We start from the raw sequence: 20,821 nt of genomic DNA, 5'->3' as shown, positions 1-20,821 counted from the left end.
ACCATTTTATAGATTGTATAGAATAAAAAAAACGCCCAGGCTAAATTTGCCCAGGCGGTCGGCTCTCTATCAAAATCATACTCCCTGTGGTTATTCCACTTCCGCCGGTCATATAATCGATTCTATTTAAATCTTATGACAATAAAATATCATATTTAAAACTTTATGTCAATACTAAATTATATAGTTTCAATTAACAGTATTTTTGTATAATTTCTTTAAGTTCATCTTCATCTGTTTCTCCACCTAACAAAGCTGATATAACTTTTGAAGCACTTTTTTTAGATATTTTTTCTAATTCCATATTTATGCTTACACCACTTTTAGACATCAAATGCTTTAAATAATTCAATTGTTTGTCTGTAATATGATCTTCTCTTATAAAATTGCTTTCATTTTCAATTTTCCAAACTACTTGAAATATATTAGGAAGATTAAAAACATCTTCAAAATTATGCAGCATGATTTTTTTTCTCAATTTTTCATCTCTTTTTTGGAGATATTTTTTATAAAGTTCAACACTCATTCCACCATCAATAGTATCTTTTCTCACTATGCCAGCATATTTTTCCACTGATTTTAAATTGCATCTCTCAAGGTTAAGCTGCTGCTTGTATGGCTTTATAATTCTGTATAAATCAATATGCTCATCTGGTAAGTTAACTTTTATTCCATACTTATCCATTCTACGTTTTATAAATGGTTCATCAAAGGCTTTACCATTATACGAACACCAAACTTTAAAATTCTTTAAATCACTAAGAAAATTTTCTAATATATTTTTTCATCTTCTAAATTTTCCCCAAAGTACTGCTTTACAGCAAAAATGCTGCCTTTCACATAATATCCTAATGAAATTAAAACTATATTATCCTTTTCTTTGTCAAATCCAGTTGTTTCTATATCAAAATATGCTATATCGGACATGCTATAGTGCAATACTATTTGAGGAGAGATATTTATTTCATTTTCCTTTTTATTTATATACATATTTTACTCCCCCTAATAATCTACAGATTTTTATTATACACTAATTAAATTTATAATAAAATATGACGAATATAAATAATATACCTTATTTAGCTAAATTATAAAATAAAATTTTCGATATATAATCATTAAGTTTGATATATGGGTGGTAAGTTTGATATAATATTAATGTCTACTTAATGTATAGGAGTGATTTAAATGAATTTGCAAGTTAATGGATTAGATGATTTGGATTTACAAATATTAGATATTTTAGTTAAGGACTCAAGAACACCTTACTTGGAGATAGCCAGACAATGCCATGTAAGCGGTGGTACGATACACGTAAGAATGAAAAAGATGGAGGAAATGGGCATAATAAAAGGCACAAAGCTTATATTAAACAACCCAAAACTTGGTTATGATGTTTGCTGTTTTATAGGCATATATCTTGATAAGGCTGCAACTTATACAAATGTACTCGACTCTATGAGTGAAATTAAAGAAATAGTTGAACTTTATTACATAACTGGTGAATTTTCAATTTTTGCTAAAGTAATATGTAAAAGTATCAATGACCTTCAAGATCTTTTAATTAACAAAATACAAATGATTGAGGGCATACAAAGAACTAATACATTTATATCTCTTTCTCAGCCAATAGATAGAAACATAGAAATATAAAAATATTTAATTTAAACATAATATATTAAAATTTGCACATAATAATGCTGTAAAAACTATTTAAAGGAGATGTAAAACATGAAGACTTTAGACATAATTGCACTGCTTTTAGTTATAATAGGGTCTGTAAATTGGGGATTAATAGGCTTCTTTAATTTTGATTTAGTTGCAGCATTATTTGGCACTATGACCTCACTTACTAGAGTAATATATGCGATCGTTGGCATAGCTGGATTATATGCTATATCATTCTTAGGAAGAGATAGAGAAGTAAGGGTAGAAAAATAATATAATTTCAAAATTTATATGCTTTATAACAAAAGGCTGGTTCAAATTAAATATTTGTTTGAACCAACCTTACTTTTTTCATCATAATGTTTTAACTATATCTAAAAGTCGAATAGCCGCCTTTTTAGGCCCCTCTTTTTCTTCTCCCTTTATTCCAAGACGTGTCCTTATTTGTCCAACTTTGACACCTGTTTCAAAAAGCTTATTAAAATACACATCTATTAACTTCTCAGTTTCACTTTGCTTTTGAGTTGGCCCAAATGGATTTGCAAAAAATGTCTTTACAAGTCCTTTTTCTGTTGTTGTTCCTTTAGCCATTCTCGCCCCATCCTTAAACACGCCTATTGCCTTATCTACTGAATCGAAAAATTCCAATTCACTTCCGCCATCTTCGTAGTTATTAGCATATAGAAATATATCTACAGGATATCCTCTTGTTATATCGTTATAAGTAGCAACTGGTATTACAAGTCTAGCATTTGTCTTATCCGGATTCATAAATATACTTCTGTCTATCTCCCTAAAAGCATATCCAGGATCAAGATCATCAAGCCTTACGAATGCACCTGTTTCAGTACCATAACCCTTTGGCTTGTCATTTTCATTTAGTTTAATTACACCCATGTCGTCAAATATTACTGTCATATCGCTTATATATTTTTCTCCAAGTTCTCTAAATGCCTCAAGGCTTTCTGATTTTCCAGCTCCACTATCCCCCATTATTACTGCATTCACTGTTTTTCCATCTTTAGTAATTATATTTACCATGGCTCCATGGATTGGTAAATATCCTCTTTTTATCATGATCAAATTATGCAGTGTAAGCGTCATTTTTTTCATATATCCAAAGTAATCTATATCTTCGCTATAGTTTATATATCCAAGCATAATATCATTTTTCTTGTCATCATAAAATATAGTTCTAGTAGCTTCACTATTATCTTTTGCCCCAAAAACAAATATTATATCTGGTTTAGAATTTGTATATTCCTTTTCCTTAGCTATTTCAAATAAATTACACAGAGTAATGCCATGGGCCATAAAATCTCTATGGAAATATACAAAAGCGAGAAGTTCTCCAACCTTTATAGGAAAACAAAACCAATGATCTCTATTTATCCTACAGTTTAACGGATTCTCAAATACCTCCGAAAAAGTTCCATCTCTTTTTATTTTTTTAGGGTAAGATATAAAAGGTGGATCTATGAAAACAGAATCAATCACAGGAACTCCATTTAAACATTCATACCCCTCTGGATACTTCCACTTTATACTATTAACTATAAGTCCTGCATTCGCTCCTGCTGGAAGCTGTCTATAAACTTTAGGCTTTTCTCCTTGAATATTCTCCTCAACTTTTCTATATGTGCTAAGTATAAGCTGTGAAAACTGCGTATTTGAATCTACAAAACTTACATTTTCTAAACCATCATTAATTTTACTATTATGAATTATGGTATATCTCTCAAGTTTTCTCCAAAATCCATATATATCTTCCGTTATTTTCGTAAGTGAATCTGGATTTTGTAGTAAAGTTTCATATTTAGGATTAATTTTGATGACCTCTTCTCTTGTAAAAACAAGCAATAGTTTAAATATTTCCACTACCTTATCTACAATTTCATCATCATCATTTTCCTTAATTGCCTTTTCAATATATTTGAAATCATTTGAATTTCTAAATTTTATATTTTTTATAAAGGCACTTATGATTTTTTTAAATCCACTACTATTTAATACTTTTTCTGAAGTATCACAATATTTAGCTGTGAAATTAATTATTACTTTATCATTGCTCATGGAAAATTCTTTCTGCATATTATTATAACCCCCTAATGCGAAAAATGAAATCTGAACAGTTGTAATTATTCAATTTCAACCACAACAATGAATATTATACCACAACTATGAAATTTTTTCATTACAAACACTTCATTTTATGATTTTTTGTTAATGTTTTCCGTTATTGTTTCATTATTTTCTTTATTCCTTTTTTCAAAATTTCATTATAATCTATGGAATCATAAACATCTTTTTCAAATAAATCACTAAATTTTTTAAATTCTTCTATTGATATGTCTTCTATACTTTTCTGATTTTCTTCACAATAAATCACTATCTCACCAGAAATTCTATGCGCATCTCTAAAAGGTATTCCTTTTTTAACAAGATAGTCCGCGACATCTGTTGCATTTAAAAATCCCTGTTTTACAGCTTCCTTTAGTTTTTCTTCTCTTACTGCCATTGTTGAAATCATTCCCTGCATAACCATTAGACACATTTCTAAAGTATCTGCTGCATCAAAAAATTGCTCCTTATCTTCCTGCATATCTTTATCATATGCAAGTGCAATCCTTTCATTACAGTAAGCATTGCCATAAGACTTCCATAAACCTTCCTGTCTTTCCACGAATAAGCTCAGCTGCATCAGGATTCTTTTTTTGAGGCATTATACTGCTTCCTGTTGAAAACTTATCATTCATTTCAATGAAGTTAAATTCTTTAGTACTCCAAATAATAAGTTCTTCACTTAATCTGCTTAAATGCATCATACAAATTGAAAAATCTGAAAGAAGTTCAATTATATAATCTCTATCACTAACTCCATCCAAAAAATTATCTACCGGCCTTTTAAAACCAAGTTCTTTTGCAGTAAATTCTCTATCTGTATCATATGTAGTTCCTGCAAGTGCACAACATCCAAGCGGACTTTCATTTAAAATTTCCACTGCATTTTCAATTCTCATCTTATCTCTTTTAAGCATACTATAATAAGCCATCATATGGTGAGTAAATGTAACCACCTGTGCCCTTTGCATATGGGTATAACCTGGCATTATATATTTGTTTTTTTCACCTTTTTCTTTTAGTGTTTCAAGCAAATTATCTATACATTTTATTATATTCATTGATGTTTTTTTAGCATACATTTTCATATCAACTGCTACCTGGTCATTTCTACTTCTAGCAGTATGAAGTTTCTTACCATCTTCCCCAATTCTCTCAATCAAATTGGTTTCTATAAAGCTGTGTATATCTTCATAATCGCCATCTATTTCAAGTTTTCCTGCATTAATATCTTCTAATATACTTTCTAGGCCATTAATTATATTTATGCACTCATTTTCATTTATTATTCCACATTTAACAAGCATTTTTACATGTGCAATGCTTCCAGTGACGTCTTCTAAAAACAATCTTTTGTCAAAGCCTAGGGAGGCATTAAATTCCTCCATAAGCTTACTTTCACTTTCTCTAAATCTTCCACCCCAAAGCTTCATTATTTATCACCCAAATGTTTCATAGCCTTTATTTTACTTGGAAGACTGAATAAATTTATAAATCCTTCTGCATCTTTATGGCTGTATAACTCACTAGCACCAAAAGAAGATATTCCTTGATCATAGAGTGCATATTCTGTATCTATTCCTGCCACTTTTATATTTCCTTTATATAATTTAAGCTTTACTGTTCCTGTTACATTTTCTTGAGTTTTATCTACAAATGCATCAAGCGCTTCTCTTAAAGTAGTAAACCATAATCCATCATAGACAAGTTCTGAATATTTATGTGCAAGAACTTGTTTATATTGATATGAATATTTTTCAACTGTCAAAAATTCAAGTTGATTATGAGCCTCATAAAGAACTGTTCCACCTGGAGTTTCATACACACCTCTTGATTTCATTCCTACAAGTCTGTTTTCTACAAGATCTGCAACTCCTATGCCATTTTCTCCAGCTATTTTATTTAATGCCTGCATAAGTTCTACTGGAGATAATTCTTTTCCATTAACCTTGTATGGAATTCCTTTTTTAAATGATATACTTAAATAAGTAACTTCATCTTTTGCCTTTTCTGGTGGTATAACCATTGAGTACATTTCTTCCTTATGCTCATTTTTAGGATCTTCAAGATCTCCACCTTCATGCTTGTATGCCATAAATTCTTATCTTCTGAATATATTTTTTCTTTTGTTACAGGAACTTCTACTCCCTTAGATTTTGCATAATCTATTTCTGCTTCTCTTGAATCAATATCCCAAATTCTCCATGGTGCTATAATTTTTATATAAGGGTCCATTGCTGCTATTGCTGTTTCAAAACGAACCTGATCATTTCCCTTTCCTGTGCAGCCGTGGCATATATAAGCTGCCCCTTCTTTATGTGCAATTTCAACTAATTTTTTTGCTATAAGAGGTCTTGCAAATGATGTTCCTAAAAGGTATTTACCTTCATAAACAGCATTCCATTTTATTGCCTGATATAAATAATCTGTTACAAACTCTTCCTTTACATCTTCAACATATATTTTAGCAGCACCACTCTCTATTGCTTTAACTTTAACTTTTTCCATATCATCATCTTGACCAACATTAACACATACTGCTATTACATCTACATCATAATTATCTTTAAGCCATGGAATTGTTACTGAAGTATCCAATCCTCCTGAATATGCTAAAACAACTTTTTCTTTCATAATAACAATCTCCTTTTCATATATAATAAAAAATTAATTTCCATTAGTTAATGATTATTATTATACAACTTCTATCATAAATATTCAACATAATTTATAAATATTCATTTAAAAACATAGAGATAGCTCTTTTAATTTAATATCTCAGCAAATTTTTAAGCATGATTTTGCATAAAAAATAGCAGATAATTTTGTTTTTATGCAAAATTATCTGCTATTCCATAAACCTTGCTAAAGGTTTTTAATTACTTCTTCTGTAAATTCATCAGTGGTAGCTTTTCCACCAAGATCAACTGTAACAGTCTTGCCCTCTTTTAGAACATTTTTTATTGCCGTATCAATTTTATCAGCAGCTTCCATTTCGCCAATGAATCTAAGCATCATAACACCTGATAGCATTGCAGCAGTTGGATTTGCAATATTTTTGCCTGCAATGTCCGGTGCTGAACCATGAATAGACTCAAAAACTGATATTTCATCACCTATATTAGCTCCAGGAGCCACACCAAGCCCTCCAACAAGTCCAGCAGCCATGTCAGACAATATATCTCCATAAAGATTAGGCATTACTAACACATCGTAATTTTCTGGGCTTTGAACAAGTCTCATGCTCATGGCATCTACGATCATATCTTCAAAATTTATATCTTCATACTGTTTTGAAATCTCTCTTGCACATTCCAAAAATAATCCATCAGAGTATTTCATAATGTTAGCCTTATGAACAGCAGTAACCTTTTTTCTATTTTGTTTTTTAGCCATATCAAAAGCAAATTTTGAAATTCTTGTACTTGCTTCTCTTGTAATAATTTTTATACTCTCTGCTGCATAATCTCCTATTTTATGTTCTACTCCTGCGTAAAGATCTTCTGTATTTTCACGTACGATTATCAAATCAACATTATCATATCTTGTAGGAATTCCTTCATACGTCTTTATTGGTCTAACATTTGCATATAAATTAAAAGCTTGTCTAAGTGCAACATTTACACTTCTAAATCCTGAACCTACTGGTGTAGTAACTGGTCCTTTAAGTGCTATTTTATTTTTTCTTATACTTTCAAGAACGTAATCTGGGAGTGGAGTTTTATATTCATCCATAACCTTTGCTCCTGCTTCAACCACATCCCATTTAACCTTAACTCCTGCTGCTTCTATTACCTTTCTTGCTGCTCCCGTAACTTCTGGTCCTATTCCGTCACCAGGAATTAAAGTTATCTCATGTACATTTCCCATACTTTTACCTCCAAATTTATATATTATGTCCTATGCATTTTGCTTTTTTATTTGATTTAACTTTCCACCGCAAATAAGCATATCTTTTTGTCTTTCCGGTATATCTAAAATCATCTCATAATTTTCATTCTTTGTTTCATTGTATACAGTAACAATTCCATCATTAATTTGTTTTACAACATTATCTATCACAAGCTTATCATTATTTTCTATCTTATCATAGTCATCACTATTCTTAAATACAATAGGAACTATACCATTGTTTATTAAATTTGCCTTGTGTATTCTTGCAAATGATTTAGCAAGTACAGCTTTTATTCCAAGATACAAAGGCGCTAATGCCGCGTGTTCTCTACTTGAACCTTGCCCATAATTAGCTCCTCCAATTATAAAGCCTCCGCCATTTTCCTTTGCTTTTTTAGGAAAATCAGGATCACATGGAGTTAAGCAGTAATCTGCAAGATGAGGAATATTTGATCTAAATGGAAGAAGTTTTGCATTTGAAGGCATAATATGATCTGTTGTTATATTATCCCCAACCTTCGTAAGTGCAATTCCTTCTAATTTAGCTGCTATAGGTTTCGCCTTAGGAAATGGCTTAATATTAGGTCCTCTCACAATCTCCACTTCTTCCCCATTTTCAGCTGGTGGAACAATTAAATTATCATTTACAAGAAAATGTTTCGGAAGTTTTACTTCAACCTTACAATTAAAGGTAGTAGGATCTGTTAAATATCCTGTTAAAGCTGATACCGCAGCTGTTTCCGGACTCAAAAGATAAACCTGCGCAGAAACAGTTCCAGATCTTCCTTCAAAGTTTCTATTAAAAGTTCTTAATGATACACCATTAGTACATGGTGACTGACCCATTCCTATGCAAGGGCCACATGCACATTCAAGTATTCTAGCTCCCGACGCTACAAGTTCTGCTAATATTCCATTTTCAGCAAGCATAGTTAAAACCTGCTTTGAACCTGGTGCTATTACTAATGAAACATTTTCAGCTATTGTTTTTCCTTTTAATATTTCTGCAACTTTCATTAAATCAAATAGGGATGAATTAGTGCAACTTCCTATAGCAATTTGATTTACTTTTAAATTAGTTATTTCCGAAACCTTCTTAACCTTATCAGGACTATGTGGACACGCAACTAGAGGCTCCAATTCATTTAAATCTATAGTTATAGAATCATCATATACTGCATCATCATCTGGTTTTACAACTTTAAAATCCTCTTCTCTTCCCTGAGCTTTAAGAAATTCAACAGTATTTTCATCACTTGGAAAAATTGATGTAGTTGCTCCAAGCTCTGCTCCCATATTACATATGGTTGCTCTTTCAGGCACAGATAAAGATTTTACTCCTTCTCCAACATACTCAAAAACTTTTCCAACCCCGCCTTTTACTGTAAGCATACTTAATACCTTTAATATTATATCCTTAGCAGATACCATGGGTTTAAGCTTTCCTAATAAATTAATTTTAATTACCTCAGGCATTATTATATAATATTCTCCTCCGCCCATTGCTACAGCAACGTCAAGTCCACCTGCTCCTATTGCAAGCATTCCCATTCCTCCTGCTGTAGGCGTATGACTGTCTGAACCTATAAGTGTCTCTCCAGGTACATCAAATCTCTCAAGATTAACCTGATGGCATATTCCATTTCCAGGCTTTGAGAAGTATATTCCATGTTTTTTGGCTACAGTTTGAATATACAAATGATCATCTGCATTCTCAGGACCAGTTTGAAGTATATTATGATCAATGTAGGCAACAGATCTTTTAGTTTTTACTTTATCTATTCCTAAAGCTTCAAACTGTAAATAAGCCATAGTGCCCGTTGAATCCTGTGTAAGAGTATGATCAATTTTTATTCCAATCTCACTACCTTTTTTCATTTCACCAACTACTAAATGATTTTGTATAATTTTTTCTGTCATTGTTAAACCCATTATATATATCACTCCTTGCATAAAATTAACTTGCTCTAGTTTTTTCTATATCAATTAACTCCTCAAAATATCTTTTAACTTCAATTTCAAGTTCTTTATTTGCTATAGGTGTTGTCCTGCCTTTTTCATACTGCGCATCAACCCAATTTTTTATTTTCAAGATTCTTTCATCTTTTTTACTTACTTTGTCCTTTTGCGGAAGCTTAAAATAAGTGTTAATCCAGGCTGCTATACCAGCAAGTCCTGAATATTCATTAACAGCTACAACTACAGGTCTGTTTAATATTTTATCTGTATCAAATATATTATAAATTTCCTCATCCTTCAATATTCCATCTGCATGAATTCCAGCTCTTGTGACATTAAAGTCATCTCCAACAAAAGGAGTTCTAACAGGTATCTCATATTTCATTTCTTTCTTAAAATATTCTGCAATTTCAGTAATCACTTCGAGATTTATATTCTTCTTACCTTTTAGTTGACAATATTGAAATATCATGCCTTCTAATGGACAATTTCCAGTTCTTTCACCTATACCAAGTAATGTAGTATTTACCGATGAACATCCATATAACCACGCCGAAACAGCATTTGGTACAACACAATAAAAATCATTGTGTCCATGCCATTCTAACGCTTCTGATGGCACATTGCAAATTCTTTTAAGTCCACCTATTATACCTGGAATACTTCTTGGCATTTCTACGCCTGGAAAACTTACTCCTAATCCAAGTGTATCACATGCTCTTATCTTAACTTGAATATTATACTTTTTACTCAAATCCATAAAGTTATTTACTAAAGGAGCAACAAATCCAAAGAAATCAGCCCTGGTGATGTCCTCCAAATGACATCTTGGAACTATTCCGTTTGAAAGAGCCTCTTCAACAATTTCACTGTATTTTTTCAAAGCTTCTTGTCTATTAAGACCTAACTTCTTAAAAATATGATAGTCGGAGCATGACATTAATATTCCTGTCTCTTTTACATGCATTTGCTTTACTAATTTAAAATCATTTTTATTAGCTCTTATCCATGTAGTTATTTCAGGAAATTTATACCCCTTATCCATACATCTTAAAACTGCTTCTCTATCATGTGCGTTATACAAAAAAAATTCAGTTTGTCTAATTACACCAGAATTGTTATCAAGTTTATTTAAATAGTCATATATTTTAACTATCTGTTCCACTGTAAATGGGGTCATAGATTGTTGACCATCCCTAAATGTAGTATCTGTTATCCATATGGATTCCGGTAAATCTATGCGGTTTTCACTACCATCAAATCTAATCTTAGGGACTTCAGAATATGGGAATATCTCTCTGTAGAAATTCGGTTCTTTACCTTCATTTACATAATTAAAATTATTCATTTTAACACTTTCACTTCCTACCCAAAAATAAAAATGACTTATTTTTTTAAAATTATTCATCTTAAAACATTAGTATATACAGCATTTATTGTATAAATATTATACATATTGAGTTTATATTAATTATTTCTTTAATATCTATAGGTTTTTTAATAAGTATAATAGCTTTTATATGAATATATTAACATATTAAATTTATTATTTCAATTATGAATTTTGTATTTTTGAATTTATTTATATATAAATTTCATTTTATTTTAGAATCTACATGCATTTATAGATTTTTGCAAGTGAATTATTATTAGCATGAAATTTAATTTATAGGTATTACAAAATATCACACTTATTAAAACAAAGCCTAAAAAAATACATACAAAATGATTAAATCGTTTTGTATGTATTTATAAATACAAATCCTATTTTATTGTTTAATAACTTTAAGTTCATCATTTATTTTATTCCTAAGCATTTCCGACAAATCTGCTCTTTGTTTTCTATCCATCTCACTAATATTAATTGGCTTTAAAATTGACATTTCAACGGTCCCAGATTTTAATTTACCGTTTCCTTCTTCAAAAATTTTATAAGTTCTATCTAAAACTATTGGAACTATAGGTACATCTGTTTTAGTCGCAAGCTTTAATGCTCCCTTTTTAAATTCTCCAAGTTCACTTGCCTTGCTTCTAGTTCCTTCCGGAAAAATAACCATAGAATAACCATTTTTAATATTTTCAACACCTTGATTAATAGCCTTAAGCGAATCTCTCACATCACTTCTATTAATAAAAACACAATGCATTTTTTTCATCCAGCTGCTTACAATTCTTAATTTTAAAATTTCTTTTTTAGCTAAAAAGCCTATGTGCTTATCTATATTGGCAAGTATTACTAAAAAATCAAAATTTCCTTGATGATTGGAAACAAAAACACACGTTCCATCAGGTATATTTTCAAGTCCCTTTATATTTACTTTTACTCCAACTGTCTTAAGTATATTTCGGGACCAGCTCATAACAATTTTATGAACTAATTTTTCATACTCATCCTCACTTTTGTATCGTTTTACATATGCAAGTCTTAATTTGAAAAAATAATGTTATAACTATATAAATTCCAAAATAAACATATAAAAAAATCGTTTTCATATTTATACCTCTAATTCTCCAAAAAATAAAATGGCTCCGCGAAAAGGATTCGAACCTTCAACCTATCGGTTAACAGCCGAGTGCTCCACCGTTGAGCTATCGCGGAATATCTTACCCGGCAACGTCCTACTCTCACACAGGGCCTCCCCTGCACTACCATCGGCGTATTAGTTCTTAACCTTCGTGTTCGGAATGGGAACGGGTGTTACAACTAAGCTTTTGTGCAATACTTCGTCAACAAAACACGCTAATAAATAGTTATTAACCTATTTTATTTCCTCGTCTTTCCCAAAATTCTCTCATCATTACTTATATATAATGACCTGCTGTATTCCTAAGCTCATCGCTTTATATATTAAATAGAATTTCTTCTATTCAAAAGAATTGCTGGTTTACTTAATTCTTCTCTGTTTAATTTTCAAAGTTCAATGTGCTGCACGAGACAGCTTATTTATAATATCATGTTTAATTTGCTCTGTCAACACTTTTTTTTTATGTCTTTTCAGAACTCATTAATCACTGTCATCTCGCGACGACGTTTTAATATAATAACATGTTTATATAAATGATTTCTATACTTATAGCAGAGTAATTGAAGTTACATTCGATTATTAAAGTTTTTCTTCATTTTTCTCATTTTCTTTTATACTGACACTCCAAGTACAGTTTATTTCGATCTGATGTATTTTTATCTCTATATCTCCATTACTTGATTCATATATTAAAGTCACCTTGAAGTTTCGAAATAATTAAATAACTTTTTATATCCTCTAACTTTTACAAGTTGTAAAATAAAATGCAAAAGTACAGAATATGGTGAAAGTTAATATTTTAATGCATTCACTCAACTCTGTACTCTCTGATCTTAATCTTTAAGATTGACTCTATATAGGCTAATTTCTTCTACCTTAACTTATTAACTATATCCTTAAATTTTTTTCCTCTATCTTCAAAATTAGGGAACATATCAAAACTTGCACACGCAGGAGATAATGTTACTATGTCTCCTTTTTGTCCTATTCTCCTAGCCTCATTAACAGCTTCTTCAAAAGTTTCAGTCATTATAATAGGAACTTTAATTCCCTTTTCTTTTTCAAATTTATCAAATACTTCTTTGATTTTATATTTAGTATTTCCAACAAGTATTAGGGTTTTAATTTTATCATATCCTTTTTCAGCCAATGGTTCAAATGGTATATGCTTGTCATATCCCCCTGCTATTAATATAACCGGTTTTCCATATGCATTTAATCCTGAAAGTGTTCTAGTTGGACTTGAGGCTATAGAATCATTATAATATCTAACTCCATTAAGTTCTCTTACAAATTCACGTCTATGCTCAACACCTGAGAAAGTTTTTGCAACTTTCCTCATACTTTCTATAGAAACATCAGCACTAACTGCACAAAATGCAGTCATATAATTTTCTACATTATCCATTCCTTTAATAACTATTTCATCTTTATCACAAACTTCTTTTCCAAGTAAATATAATTTATTATTACTATAATACGCTCCTACTTCAACTTTTTCTTTTCTGCTAAATGTAAAAACCCTACCTTTAGCTTCTTTAACCATACCTCTAGTTATATCATTATCCGTATTAAGTACTAAGATATCATTTTTACCTTGAAACTTAAATATATTCTTTTTAGCTTCTATATACTCATTCATATCTTTGTGTATATCTAAATGATTTGGACTTAAATTTGTTATAACCGCAACTTCTGGCGATATATCTATAGTCATTAGTTGGAAACTTGAAAGTTCTAATACCACTTTATCAGAAGGTTTAATTTGTTGAATTTTTGAAAATAAAGGCATACCTATATTTCCACCAACCCATGTTACATATCCTTCTTCTTTTAACATGTTGTATATTAAAGTAGTTGTTGTTGTCTTTCCATCACTGCCTGTTACACCAAATATTTTTGCAGGACAATACTTTATAAACTCTTTCATTTCAGAAGTTATATATGAGCCCTCTTCTTTTGCTTTTAGCAAAGCTTCACTATCTATTCTCATGGAAGGTGTTTTAAATATAACTTCAAATCCTTTTAATCTATCCAGATAATTTTCTCCAAGTTCTAACTCTACTCCAATTTTTTCAAATTCACTTACGACATCGGCACCTAATTGTTCTTTGCTTTTTTTATCAAAAGCAGTTACTTCTGCACCAAGTTCAACCAAAAAATGTATTAAAGGTCTGTTGCTTATACCCATACCAACTACTGCTGTTTTCTTTCCTAAAATAAATTGTTTAAATTCTTCAAAATTCTTATTCATTTCTCCATCCTCCTATTTCTAATTTTTTATTATACCACTTTGAATTAAAATAAAAAGGACTTAAAGCTTCTTTAATTTAACTTATGTATAACTGGTTTACAATCTAACAAGATTCATCAATTTATTCATGTCGAAATTTAATAAATTTAATTAATATAAAAACTTTAGTGTAGGGTATTGAAAAATAAATGCATGTTGTGATATAATAAATTCGTGCCGTAAGGAAAACATTAATATAATTCCCCAAGTTTTAATTGAACATATAACATATCCCCATGATTAAACCCTATTTTGCCGGATTTTTGAATCCGGCATTTTTCTTTTTTGAATAAATCTATATTTTAAAAAATATTGAAAGTAAAATTACAAAGTAGAAAGTACAGTATCTGATTTAACAGGATACACTTGGTACTTGTAATTTCTATATTTCAAGGTATTTATCTATAGATATACCGCTTCAACTATTGAAATTTTCAAGTTTTACGTTGCTATCTATATATAAACATAAAATAAAGCCATAAATAAAAAAGCAGAAAGAACAATATAATATCTTTCTGCTTTTAATATAATTAATTCTTATTAAAATTCAATTTTTTCTTCTAAGAATGTATCAAGTTCATCTATTTTTAGTCTAACTTGATCCATTGTATCTCTATTTCTTAAAGTAACTGACTCATCATTTAATGTGTCAAAGTCTACAGTTATACAGAACGGTGTTCCTATTTCATCCTGTCTTCTGTATCTCTTTCCTATGCTTCCTGCCTCATCATATTCTATATTAAATTTCTTACTTAACTTATCATATACTTCAGAAGCCTTATCTGATAATTTTTTGCTTAATGGCAATACTGCAGCTTTAATTGGAGCTAGTGCAGGACTAAAATGAAGTACAGTTCTCTTATCTCCATTTTCAAGTTCTTCCTCATCATAAGCATCAATTAAAAATGCCAAGGTTACTCTATCTGCACCTAGTGATGGCTCTATAACATATGGAACATACTTTTCATTTGTCACTGGATCTATATAGTTCATGTCATGCCCTGAATGATTCATATGTTGTGTTAGATCATAATCAGTTCTATCTGCTACACCCCAAAGTTCTCCCCATCCAAATGGAAATAGATATTCAATATCAGATGTTGCCTTACTGTAAAATACAAGTTCTTCTGGTGAATGATTTCTAAATCTTAAATTTTCTTTATTTAATCCTAAGCTAAGTAAAAAGTTCCACGAGTAATCTTTCCAATAATTGAACCATTCTAAGTCAGTTCCAGGTTTGCAGAAAAACTCTAATTCCATTTGTTCAAATTCTCTTGTTCTAAAAGTAAAATTACCTGGAGTTATTTCATTTCTAAAAGCTTTTCCTATCTGTCCTATTCCAAAAGGTATCTTTTTTCTTGATGTTCTTTGAGCATTTTTAAAATTAACAAATATTCCTTGTGCTGTTTCGGGTCTTAAATATATTTCTGATGACGCATCCTCTGTTACGCCTTGAAAAGTTTTAAACATTAAATTAAATTTTCTTATGTCTGTAAAACTTTTAGCACCGCATTTTGGACATTTTATATCATTTTTTTCTATATAATCTTTTAATTGCTCATTAGTCCATCCATCAGCACTGGTATTTTCTTCTCCCTTGGCTATTAAATCTTCTTCTACTAATTTATCTGCTCTAAATCTTGCTTTACACTCTTTACAGTCCATAAGTGGATCTGAAAATCCCCCAATGTGTCCTGATGCAACCCAAACTTCTCTGTTCATTAAAATAGCACAATCTAATCCAACATTATACTTACTTTCTTGTACGAATTTTTTCCACCATGCTTTTTTTACGTTATTTTTAAGTTCTACACCTAAAGGACCGTAATCCCATGCATTTGCAAGTCCTCCGTATATTTCTGATCCTGGATATACAAATCCTCTACTTTTTGCTAGTGATACTATTTTATCCATAGTCTTTTCAACAGCCATATTAATTACCTCCTAAAATTTATCTTTTATTTTTATGTACAAAAAAAGCTATCACCTCAAAGGGACGAAATAAAATTCCGCGGTTCCACCCTTTTTGGCAATAGCCCTACTTTATACTATATCATTACTCCAAAGACTCCACTTCACTATGTATTTTTAACTGTTTTCACCAACCACAATCTCTCTAAAAAACACACAACTACTCATCTTCATCATTGTATCCATATTGAATTATCAAAAAATAAAATGGCTCCGCGAAAAGGATTCGAACCTTCAACCTATCGGTTAACAGCCGAGTGCTCCACCGTTGAGCTATCGCGGAATGTTTTGCGGTCTTGCTTACCACGTATATTATTATACCATCTATCTAAAAAAATGCAATACTTTTTTGAGTTTTTTTTATTTTTTCTTGTTTAGACAAAAACATAGATGGAAAGCCACAATTTCTCATAAATTTTCAACTTTCCATCTATATTAAAACACTATTGTTCTTTACTTGGAGCTGGTTTCATTGTAGGGAACAGTATTACATCTCTTATTGAAGATGAATCTGTAAGGAACATTACAAGCCTATCTATTCCCATTCCCATACCACCTGTTGGCGGCATACCTATTTCAAGAGAATTTATGAAGTCATCATCCATCATGTAAGCTTCATCGTCACCAAGTTCTCTTTCCTTAAGCTGCTGTAAAAATCTTTCCTTCTGAACTATAGGATCATTTAATTCTGAATATGCATTACATATTTCTCTTCCATATATAAATCCTTCAAATCTTTCAGTAAATTCAGGATTTCCTCTCTTTTTCTTAGTAAGAGGTGAAATTTCAACTGGATAATCGCATATAAATGTTGCTGTATCATATTTTTTTCGCCGTATTCTTCAAATAGCGCATTTAAGATATCGCCCTTTGTACAATCTTTCAGTTCTTTTTTAAGTTCAACATGCTTTTCTTTTGCAATAGTTCTTGCTTCTTCATCAGTTTTTACATTACTAAAGTCTACTCCAGCATATTCCTTAACTGCATCTACCATAGTTATTCTTCTCCATGGTGGTGTTAAATCTATTTCTGTTCCTTCATATGTTATTTTTGTAGTTCCATTTACTTTTTTACAAGCATAGGCAACCATATTTTCTGTAATTTCCATCATATCATTATAATCTGCATATGCTTCATATAATTCAATCATAGTAAATTCAGGATTATGTCTTACATCTATACCTTCATTTCTAAAATCTTTTCCTATTTCATATACTCTTTCAAATCCACCAACTATTAATCTCTTTAAATACAATTCTGTTGCAATTCTTAAATACATATCCAGGCTAAGAGCATTATGATGTGTTGTAAATGGTCTAGCAGATGCACCACTAGCTATAGTTGCTAATATTGGTGTTTCTACCTCTATATAATTCTTATTATCCAAAAATTCCCTAATTGCTTTTATTATTGCTGTTCTTTTCATAAATGTTTCTCTTACATCTTGATTTATTATTAAGTCTACATACCTTTGTCTATATTTCAAATCAGGATCTTTAAGTCCATGAAACTTTTCAGGAAGTGGTTTTAATGACTTAGCTACTAATTCAAAATCAGTTATATGTAAAGTTATCTCACCAGTTTTTGTTTTAAACACCTTACCCTTAACTGATAAGAGATCTCCTATATCAAAAGTCTTATACTCTTTTAACTTTTCTTCTCCAACATCATCTATTTTTATATATAACTGTATCTTTCCATATCTATCATATATATCAGAAAATCCTGCTTTTCCATGAACTCTTTTAGACATAAGTCTTCCAGCAACAGATACTTCTTTTCCTTCTAAATTATCATAATCATCTCTTATTTGTTCTGACGTATGTGATCTTTCAACCTTATATACATCAAAAGGATCTTTACCCTGTGCCTGAAGCGCTTCTAACTTTTGTCTTCTCTCTCTTAAGAGATCATTCATTTCAGCCTCAGCTTTTGCTTCAAGCTTTCTCCTTTTAATTTCGTCTTTTGTCAACTGCTTTTCTTCATTTGACATTACTACACCTCCAAATTATCTTGTTATGTCCAATATTTTGTATTTATTCACGCCATCTGGAACTTGAACTTCTACAACATCTCCAACTTTTTTGCCGATAAGAGAGCTACCTACTGGAGATTCATTTGATATCTTATTTTCCATAGGATCAGCCTCAGCGGAACCCACTATTGAAAATAAAACCTCTTCATCAAATTCATAATCCATTACTTTAACTTTTGATCCAACGCTCACAACATCGTTCTTAAGTTCGCTTTCATCTATAATTACGGCATTTTTAAGCATGTTCTCTATTTGAGCTATTTTTCCTTCGAGAAATGCCTGATCATTTTTAGCTTCATCATATTCAGAATTTTCACTTAGATCACCAAATGAAAGAGCTAATTTTATTTTTTCAGTTATTTCTTTTCTTTTAGTAGTTTTTAAATACTGTAATTCTTCTTCTAATTTTTTTACTCCTGAATAAGTAATGACATACTTTTTTTCCATCACTCATTATAATTCTCCCCTTTACATAAGATTAAAGTCTAAACCCTCATAAATATATTGATTTAAGTTATTATAAAGCAGCACCTTATTATTGTCAATATTGATTTGTATATTACAATATATTTATTCCATTTTTAATTTTTAATTACAATATTTATAATAAATTTTGTTTGTATTCCTCTAAAATTTCTATTGCCTCTTCACTGGTCTTAGCTGTATTGATGTCACATTTAATCTCTGTACAGTTCTTTATTCCTTTTATGTACCAAGCTACTTGCTTTCTCATTTCTCGAACAACTCTGTTCTTATTATAATACTTTAGGGCTGTTTTATAATGCTTCATGCACATATCTATTTTTTCTGCATCACTTGGATGCGAATATGTTCCATTTTTTATATTTTCCCCTATTTGACTAAATATCCATGGATTTCCAAGCGCACCTCTTGCGATCATAATTCCATCACAGTTTGTTTCATTAACCAATCTAAGTCCAGCCTCTGGAGAAAATACATCTCCATTCCCTATTACAGGAATAGTTACATTATCTTTTACAGCTTTTATAATATTCCAATCGGCCCTTCCCGTATACATTTGCACAGCTGTTCTCCCATGAACTGTTACAGCATCTGCACCAGCTTCTTCAATAATCTTTGCAAAATCAACTGCGTTTATACTATTTTCATCAAATGCCTTTCTAAACTTAACCGTAACTGGTTTAAAAGTAGCTTTTTTTACTTCTCTTACTATTTCAGCTGCCAATTTAGGATTTTTCATAAGTGCTGAACCTTCACCATTTTTTACTATCTTATGTGCTGGACATCCCATATTGATATCAATAATACATATTCTATTGTCTTTATTAAATATTTCGCATGATTTTGCCATAATAAGAGGTTCACTACCAAAAATTTGAACAGCAGCTGTACCCTCTTCTTCTGATATTCTAAATAGCTCTTCTGTTTTTTCGCTTCCGTAATATAGAGCTTTGGCACTTACCATTTCAGTGTAAGTAAGTCCGCATCCCATTTCTCTGCATATTTCTCTATAGGCAATATCTGTAACACCAGCCATAGGAGCTAAAAATACATTATTTTCAAACTCAAGCCCCGATATTTTCAAAAAATCACCTACTTCTATTTTTTTCATAAATTATTCTAAGTCCTTCAAGTGTAATAAAAGGATTAATAACATCAACTTTATCCGATTCTTCACTTATAAGTTTAGCGAGTCCTCCAGTTGCAACTACAAATGGCTTTTCTTCTCCTAGTTCAATAAGTTCTTTACTCATTTTTTCCACTATATATTCAACTTGACCTATATATCCATAGACAATGCCTGCTTGCATACTAGATATTGTATTTTTACAAATTAAACTAGGAGTCTTTATAAGCTCTACCCTAGGAAGCTTTGCAGCTTTTTGAAATAATGCTTCTGAAGATATTCTTACTCCTGGGCATATTACTCCACCTAGATAGTCACCGTTTTTTCTAACCGCACAAAATGTAGTAGCTGTTCCAAAATCTATTATTATAAGAGATCTTTTATATAATTCATGGGCAGCCACAGCATTAACTATTCTATCTGCCCGACTTCTCTAGGATTATCATATTTTATATTTATTCCAGTTTTTACTCCAGGTCCTACTACTATTGGATAAATTTTAAAATACTTTCTTATCATATGTTCGAGAGAATACATTACATTAGGAACAACTGAAGAAATTATAGCACCTTCAACATCATCTGGATTAAGCTTATCATGGTGAAAAAGATTTAAAACCTGTATTCCATATTCGTCAGCTGTTCTTACAGACATTGTTGCGAGTCTCCATTCAGCTACAAGTTTTTTATCATCATATACTCCTAAAACTATATTTGTATTTCCAACATCTAAAACCAATATCACAA

The 20,821-nt window shown here is 30.7% G+C and carries 11 protein-coding genes, 2 tRNA genes, 1 rRNA gene, 5 pseudogenes and 1 riboswitch; of the genes and pseudogenes, 2 read left to right on the top strand and 17 right to left on the bottom strand.

Annotation, left to right across the window (positions count from 1 at the left end):
- Positions 1-41 precede the first annotated feature (41 nt).
- Positions 42-122, bottom strand: a riboswitch (ZMP/ZTP riboswitch).
- Between the two features lie 71 nt (positions 123-193).
- A pseudogene (locus tag AGR56_RS04970) lies at positions 194-927 on the bottom strand (ribonuclease H-like domain-containing protein).
- A gap of 261 nt (positions 928-1,188) precedes the next feature.
- Between AGR56_RS04970 and AGR56_RS04965 the strand changes: the two are divergent.
- A complete protein-coding gene (locus AGR56_RS04965) occupies positions 1,189-1,653 on the top strand; it encodes an Lrp/AsnC ligand binding domain-containing protein (protein ID WP_053241353.1) in 465 nt (154 codons plus the stop codon).
- 78 nt (positions 1,654-1,731) lie between these two features.
- Positions 1,732-1,941 carry a DUF378 domain-containing protein gene (locus tag AGR56_RS04960; RefSeq protein WP_053241352.1) on the top strand — a complete coding sequence of 70 codons (210 nt, stop codon included), beginning with the start codon at positions 1,732-1,734 and terminating at the stop codon, positions 1,939-1,941.
- 81 nt (positions 1,942-2,022) lie between these two features.
- Here the strand turns inward: AGR56_RS04960 and AGR56_RS04955 are convergent, their stop codons facing one another.
- From AGR56_RS04955 to AGR56_RS04880, 16 genes and pseudogenes are all read right to left on the bottom strand, one after another.
- Positions 2,023-3,759, bottom strand: coding sequence for a phosphoenolpyruvate carboxykinase (locus AGR56_RS04955; RefSeq protein ID WP_053241351.1), 1,737 nt, complete (start codon positions 3,757-3,759; stop codon positions 2,023-2,025).
- Positions 3,760-3,904: 145 nt separating this feature from the next.
- Positions 3,905-5,222 (bottom strand): annotated as a pseudogene (gene argH / locus AGR56_RS04950) (argininosuccinate lyase).
- Positions 5,222-6,423 (bottom strand): annotated as a pseudogene (locus AGR56_RS04945) (argininosuccinate synthase). The pseudogenes argH and AGR56_RS04945 overlap by 1 nt, the downstream one beginning before the upstream one ends.
- 231 nt (positions 6,424-6,654) lie before the next feature.
- Complete coding sequence (locus tag AGR56_RS04940) at positions 6,655-7,659, bottom strand: isocitrate dehydrogenase (NAD(+)) (protein WP_053241350.1); 1,005 nt, start codon at positions 7,657-7,659, stop codon at positions 6,655-6,657.
- A 30-nt stretch (positions 7,660-7,689) separates the two neighbouring features.
- Positions 7,690-9,615, bottom strand: a complete 1,926-nt coding sequence (locus tag AGR56_RS04935; RefSeq protein WP_053241349.1) for an aconitate hydratase — start codon at positions 9,613-9,615, stop codon at positions 7,690-7,692.
- A gap of 25 nt (positions 9,616-9,640) precedes the next feature.
- Complete coding sequence (locus AGR56_RS04930; protein WP_053241348.1) at positions 9,641-10,990, bottom strand: 2-isopropylmalate synthase; 1,350 nt, start codon at positions 10,988-10,990, stop codon at positions 9,641-9,643.
- 421 nt (positions 10,991-11,411) lie between these two features.
- Complete coding sequence (locus AGR56_RS04925) at positions 11,412-12,002, bottom strand: lysophospholipid acyltransferase family protein (RefSeq protein WP_242851317.1); 591 nt, start codon at positions 12,000-12,002, stop codon at positions 11,412-11,414.
- Between the two features lie 164 nt (positions 12,003-12,166).
- Positions 12,167-12,241, bottom strand: a tRNA-Asn gene (locus AGR56_RS04920).
- A gap of 7 nt (positions 12,242-12,248) precedes the next feature.
- A 5S ribosomal RNA gene (gene rrf / locus AGR56_RS04915) occupies positions 12,249-12,364 on the bottom strand.
- 674 nt (positions 12,365-13,038) lie between these two features.
- Positions 13,039-14,421 carry a UDP-N-acetylmuramoyl-L-alanine--D-glutamate ligase gene (murD, locus tag AGR56_RS04910; RefSeq protein ID WP_053241347.1) on the bottom strand — a complete coding sequence of 461 codons (1,383 nt, stop codon included), beginning with the start codon at positions 14,419-14,421 and terminating at the stop codon, positions 13,039-13,041.
- A 579-nt stretch (positions 14,422-15,000) separates the two neighbouring features.
- Positions 15,001-16,392 carry a glycine--tRNA ligase gene (locus AGR56_RS04905; protein ID WP_053241346.1) on the bottom strand — a complete coding sequence of 464 codons (1,392 nt, stop codon included), beginning with the start codon at positions 16,390-16,392 and terminating at the stop codon, positions 15,001-15,003.
- Positions 16,393-16,639: 247 nt separating this feature from the next.
- Positions 16,640-16,714, bottom strand: a tRNA-Asn gene (locus AGR56_RS04900).
- A 160-nt stretch (positions 16,715-16,874) separates the two neighbouring features.
- Positions 16,875-18,424, bottom strand: a pseudogene (gene lysS, locus AGR56_RS04895) (lysine--tRNA ligase).
- A gap of 15 nt (positions 18,425-18,439) precedes the next feature.
- Positions 18,440-18,913, bottom strand: a complete 474-nt coding sequence (greA, locus tag AGR56_RS04890; RefSeq protein ID WP_053243280.1) for a transcription elongation factor GreA — start codon at positions 18,911-18,913, stop codon at positions 18,440-18,442.
- A 154-nt stretch (positions 18,914-19,067) separates the two neighbouring features.
- Complete coding sequence (dusB, locus tag AGR56_RS04885; RefSeq protein WP_053243279.1) at positions 19,068-20,033, bottom strand: tRNA dihydrouridine synthase DusB; 966 nt, start codon at positions 20,031-20,033, stop codon at positions 19,068-19,070.
- A 4-nt stretch (positions 20,034-20,037) separates the two neighbouring features.
- Positions 20,038-20,819: pseudogene (locus AGR56_RS04880) on the bottom strand (type III pantothenate kinase).
- Positions 20,820-20,821: the final 2 nt, after the last annotated feature.

Source organism: Clostridium sp. DMHC 10 (genome assembly GCF_001270375.1).
Lineage (GTDB): Bacteria > Bacillota > Clostridia > Clostridiales > Clostridiaceae > Clostridium_S > Clostridium_S guangxiense.
Note: the sequence above shows the minus strand (reverse complement) of the source record. Positions and strands in the feature narration are given on the sequence as shown.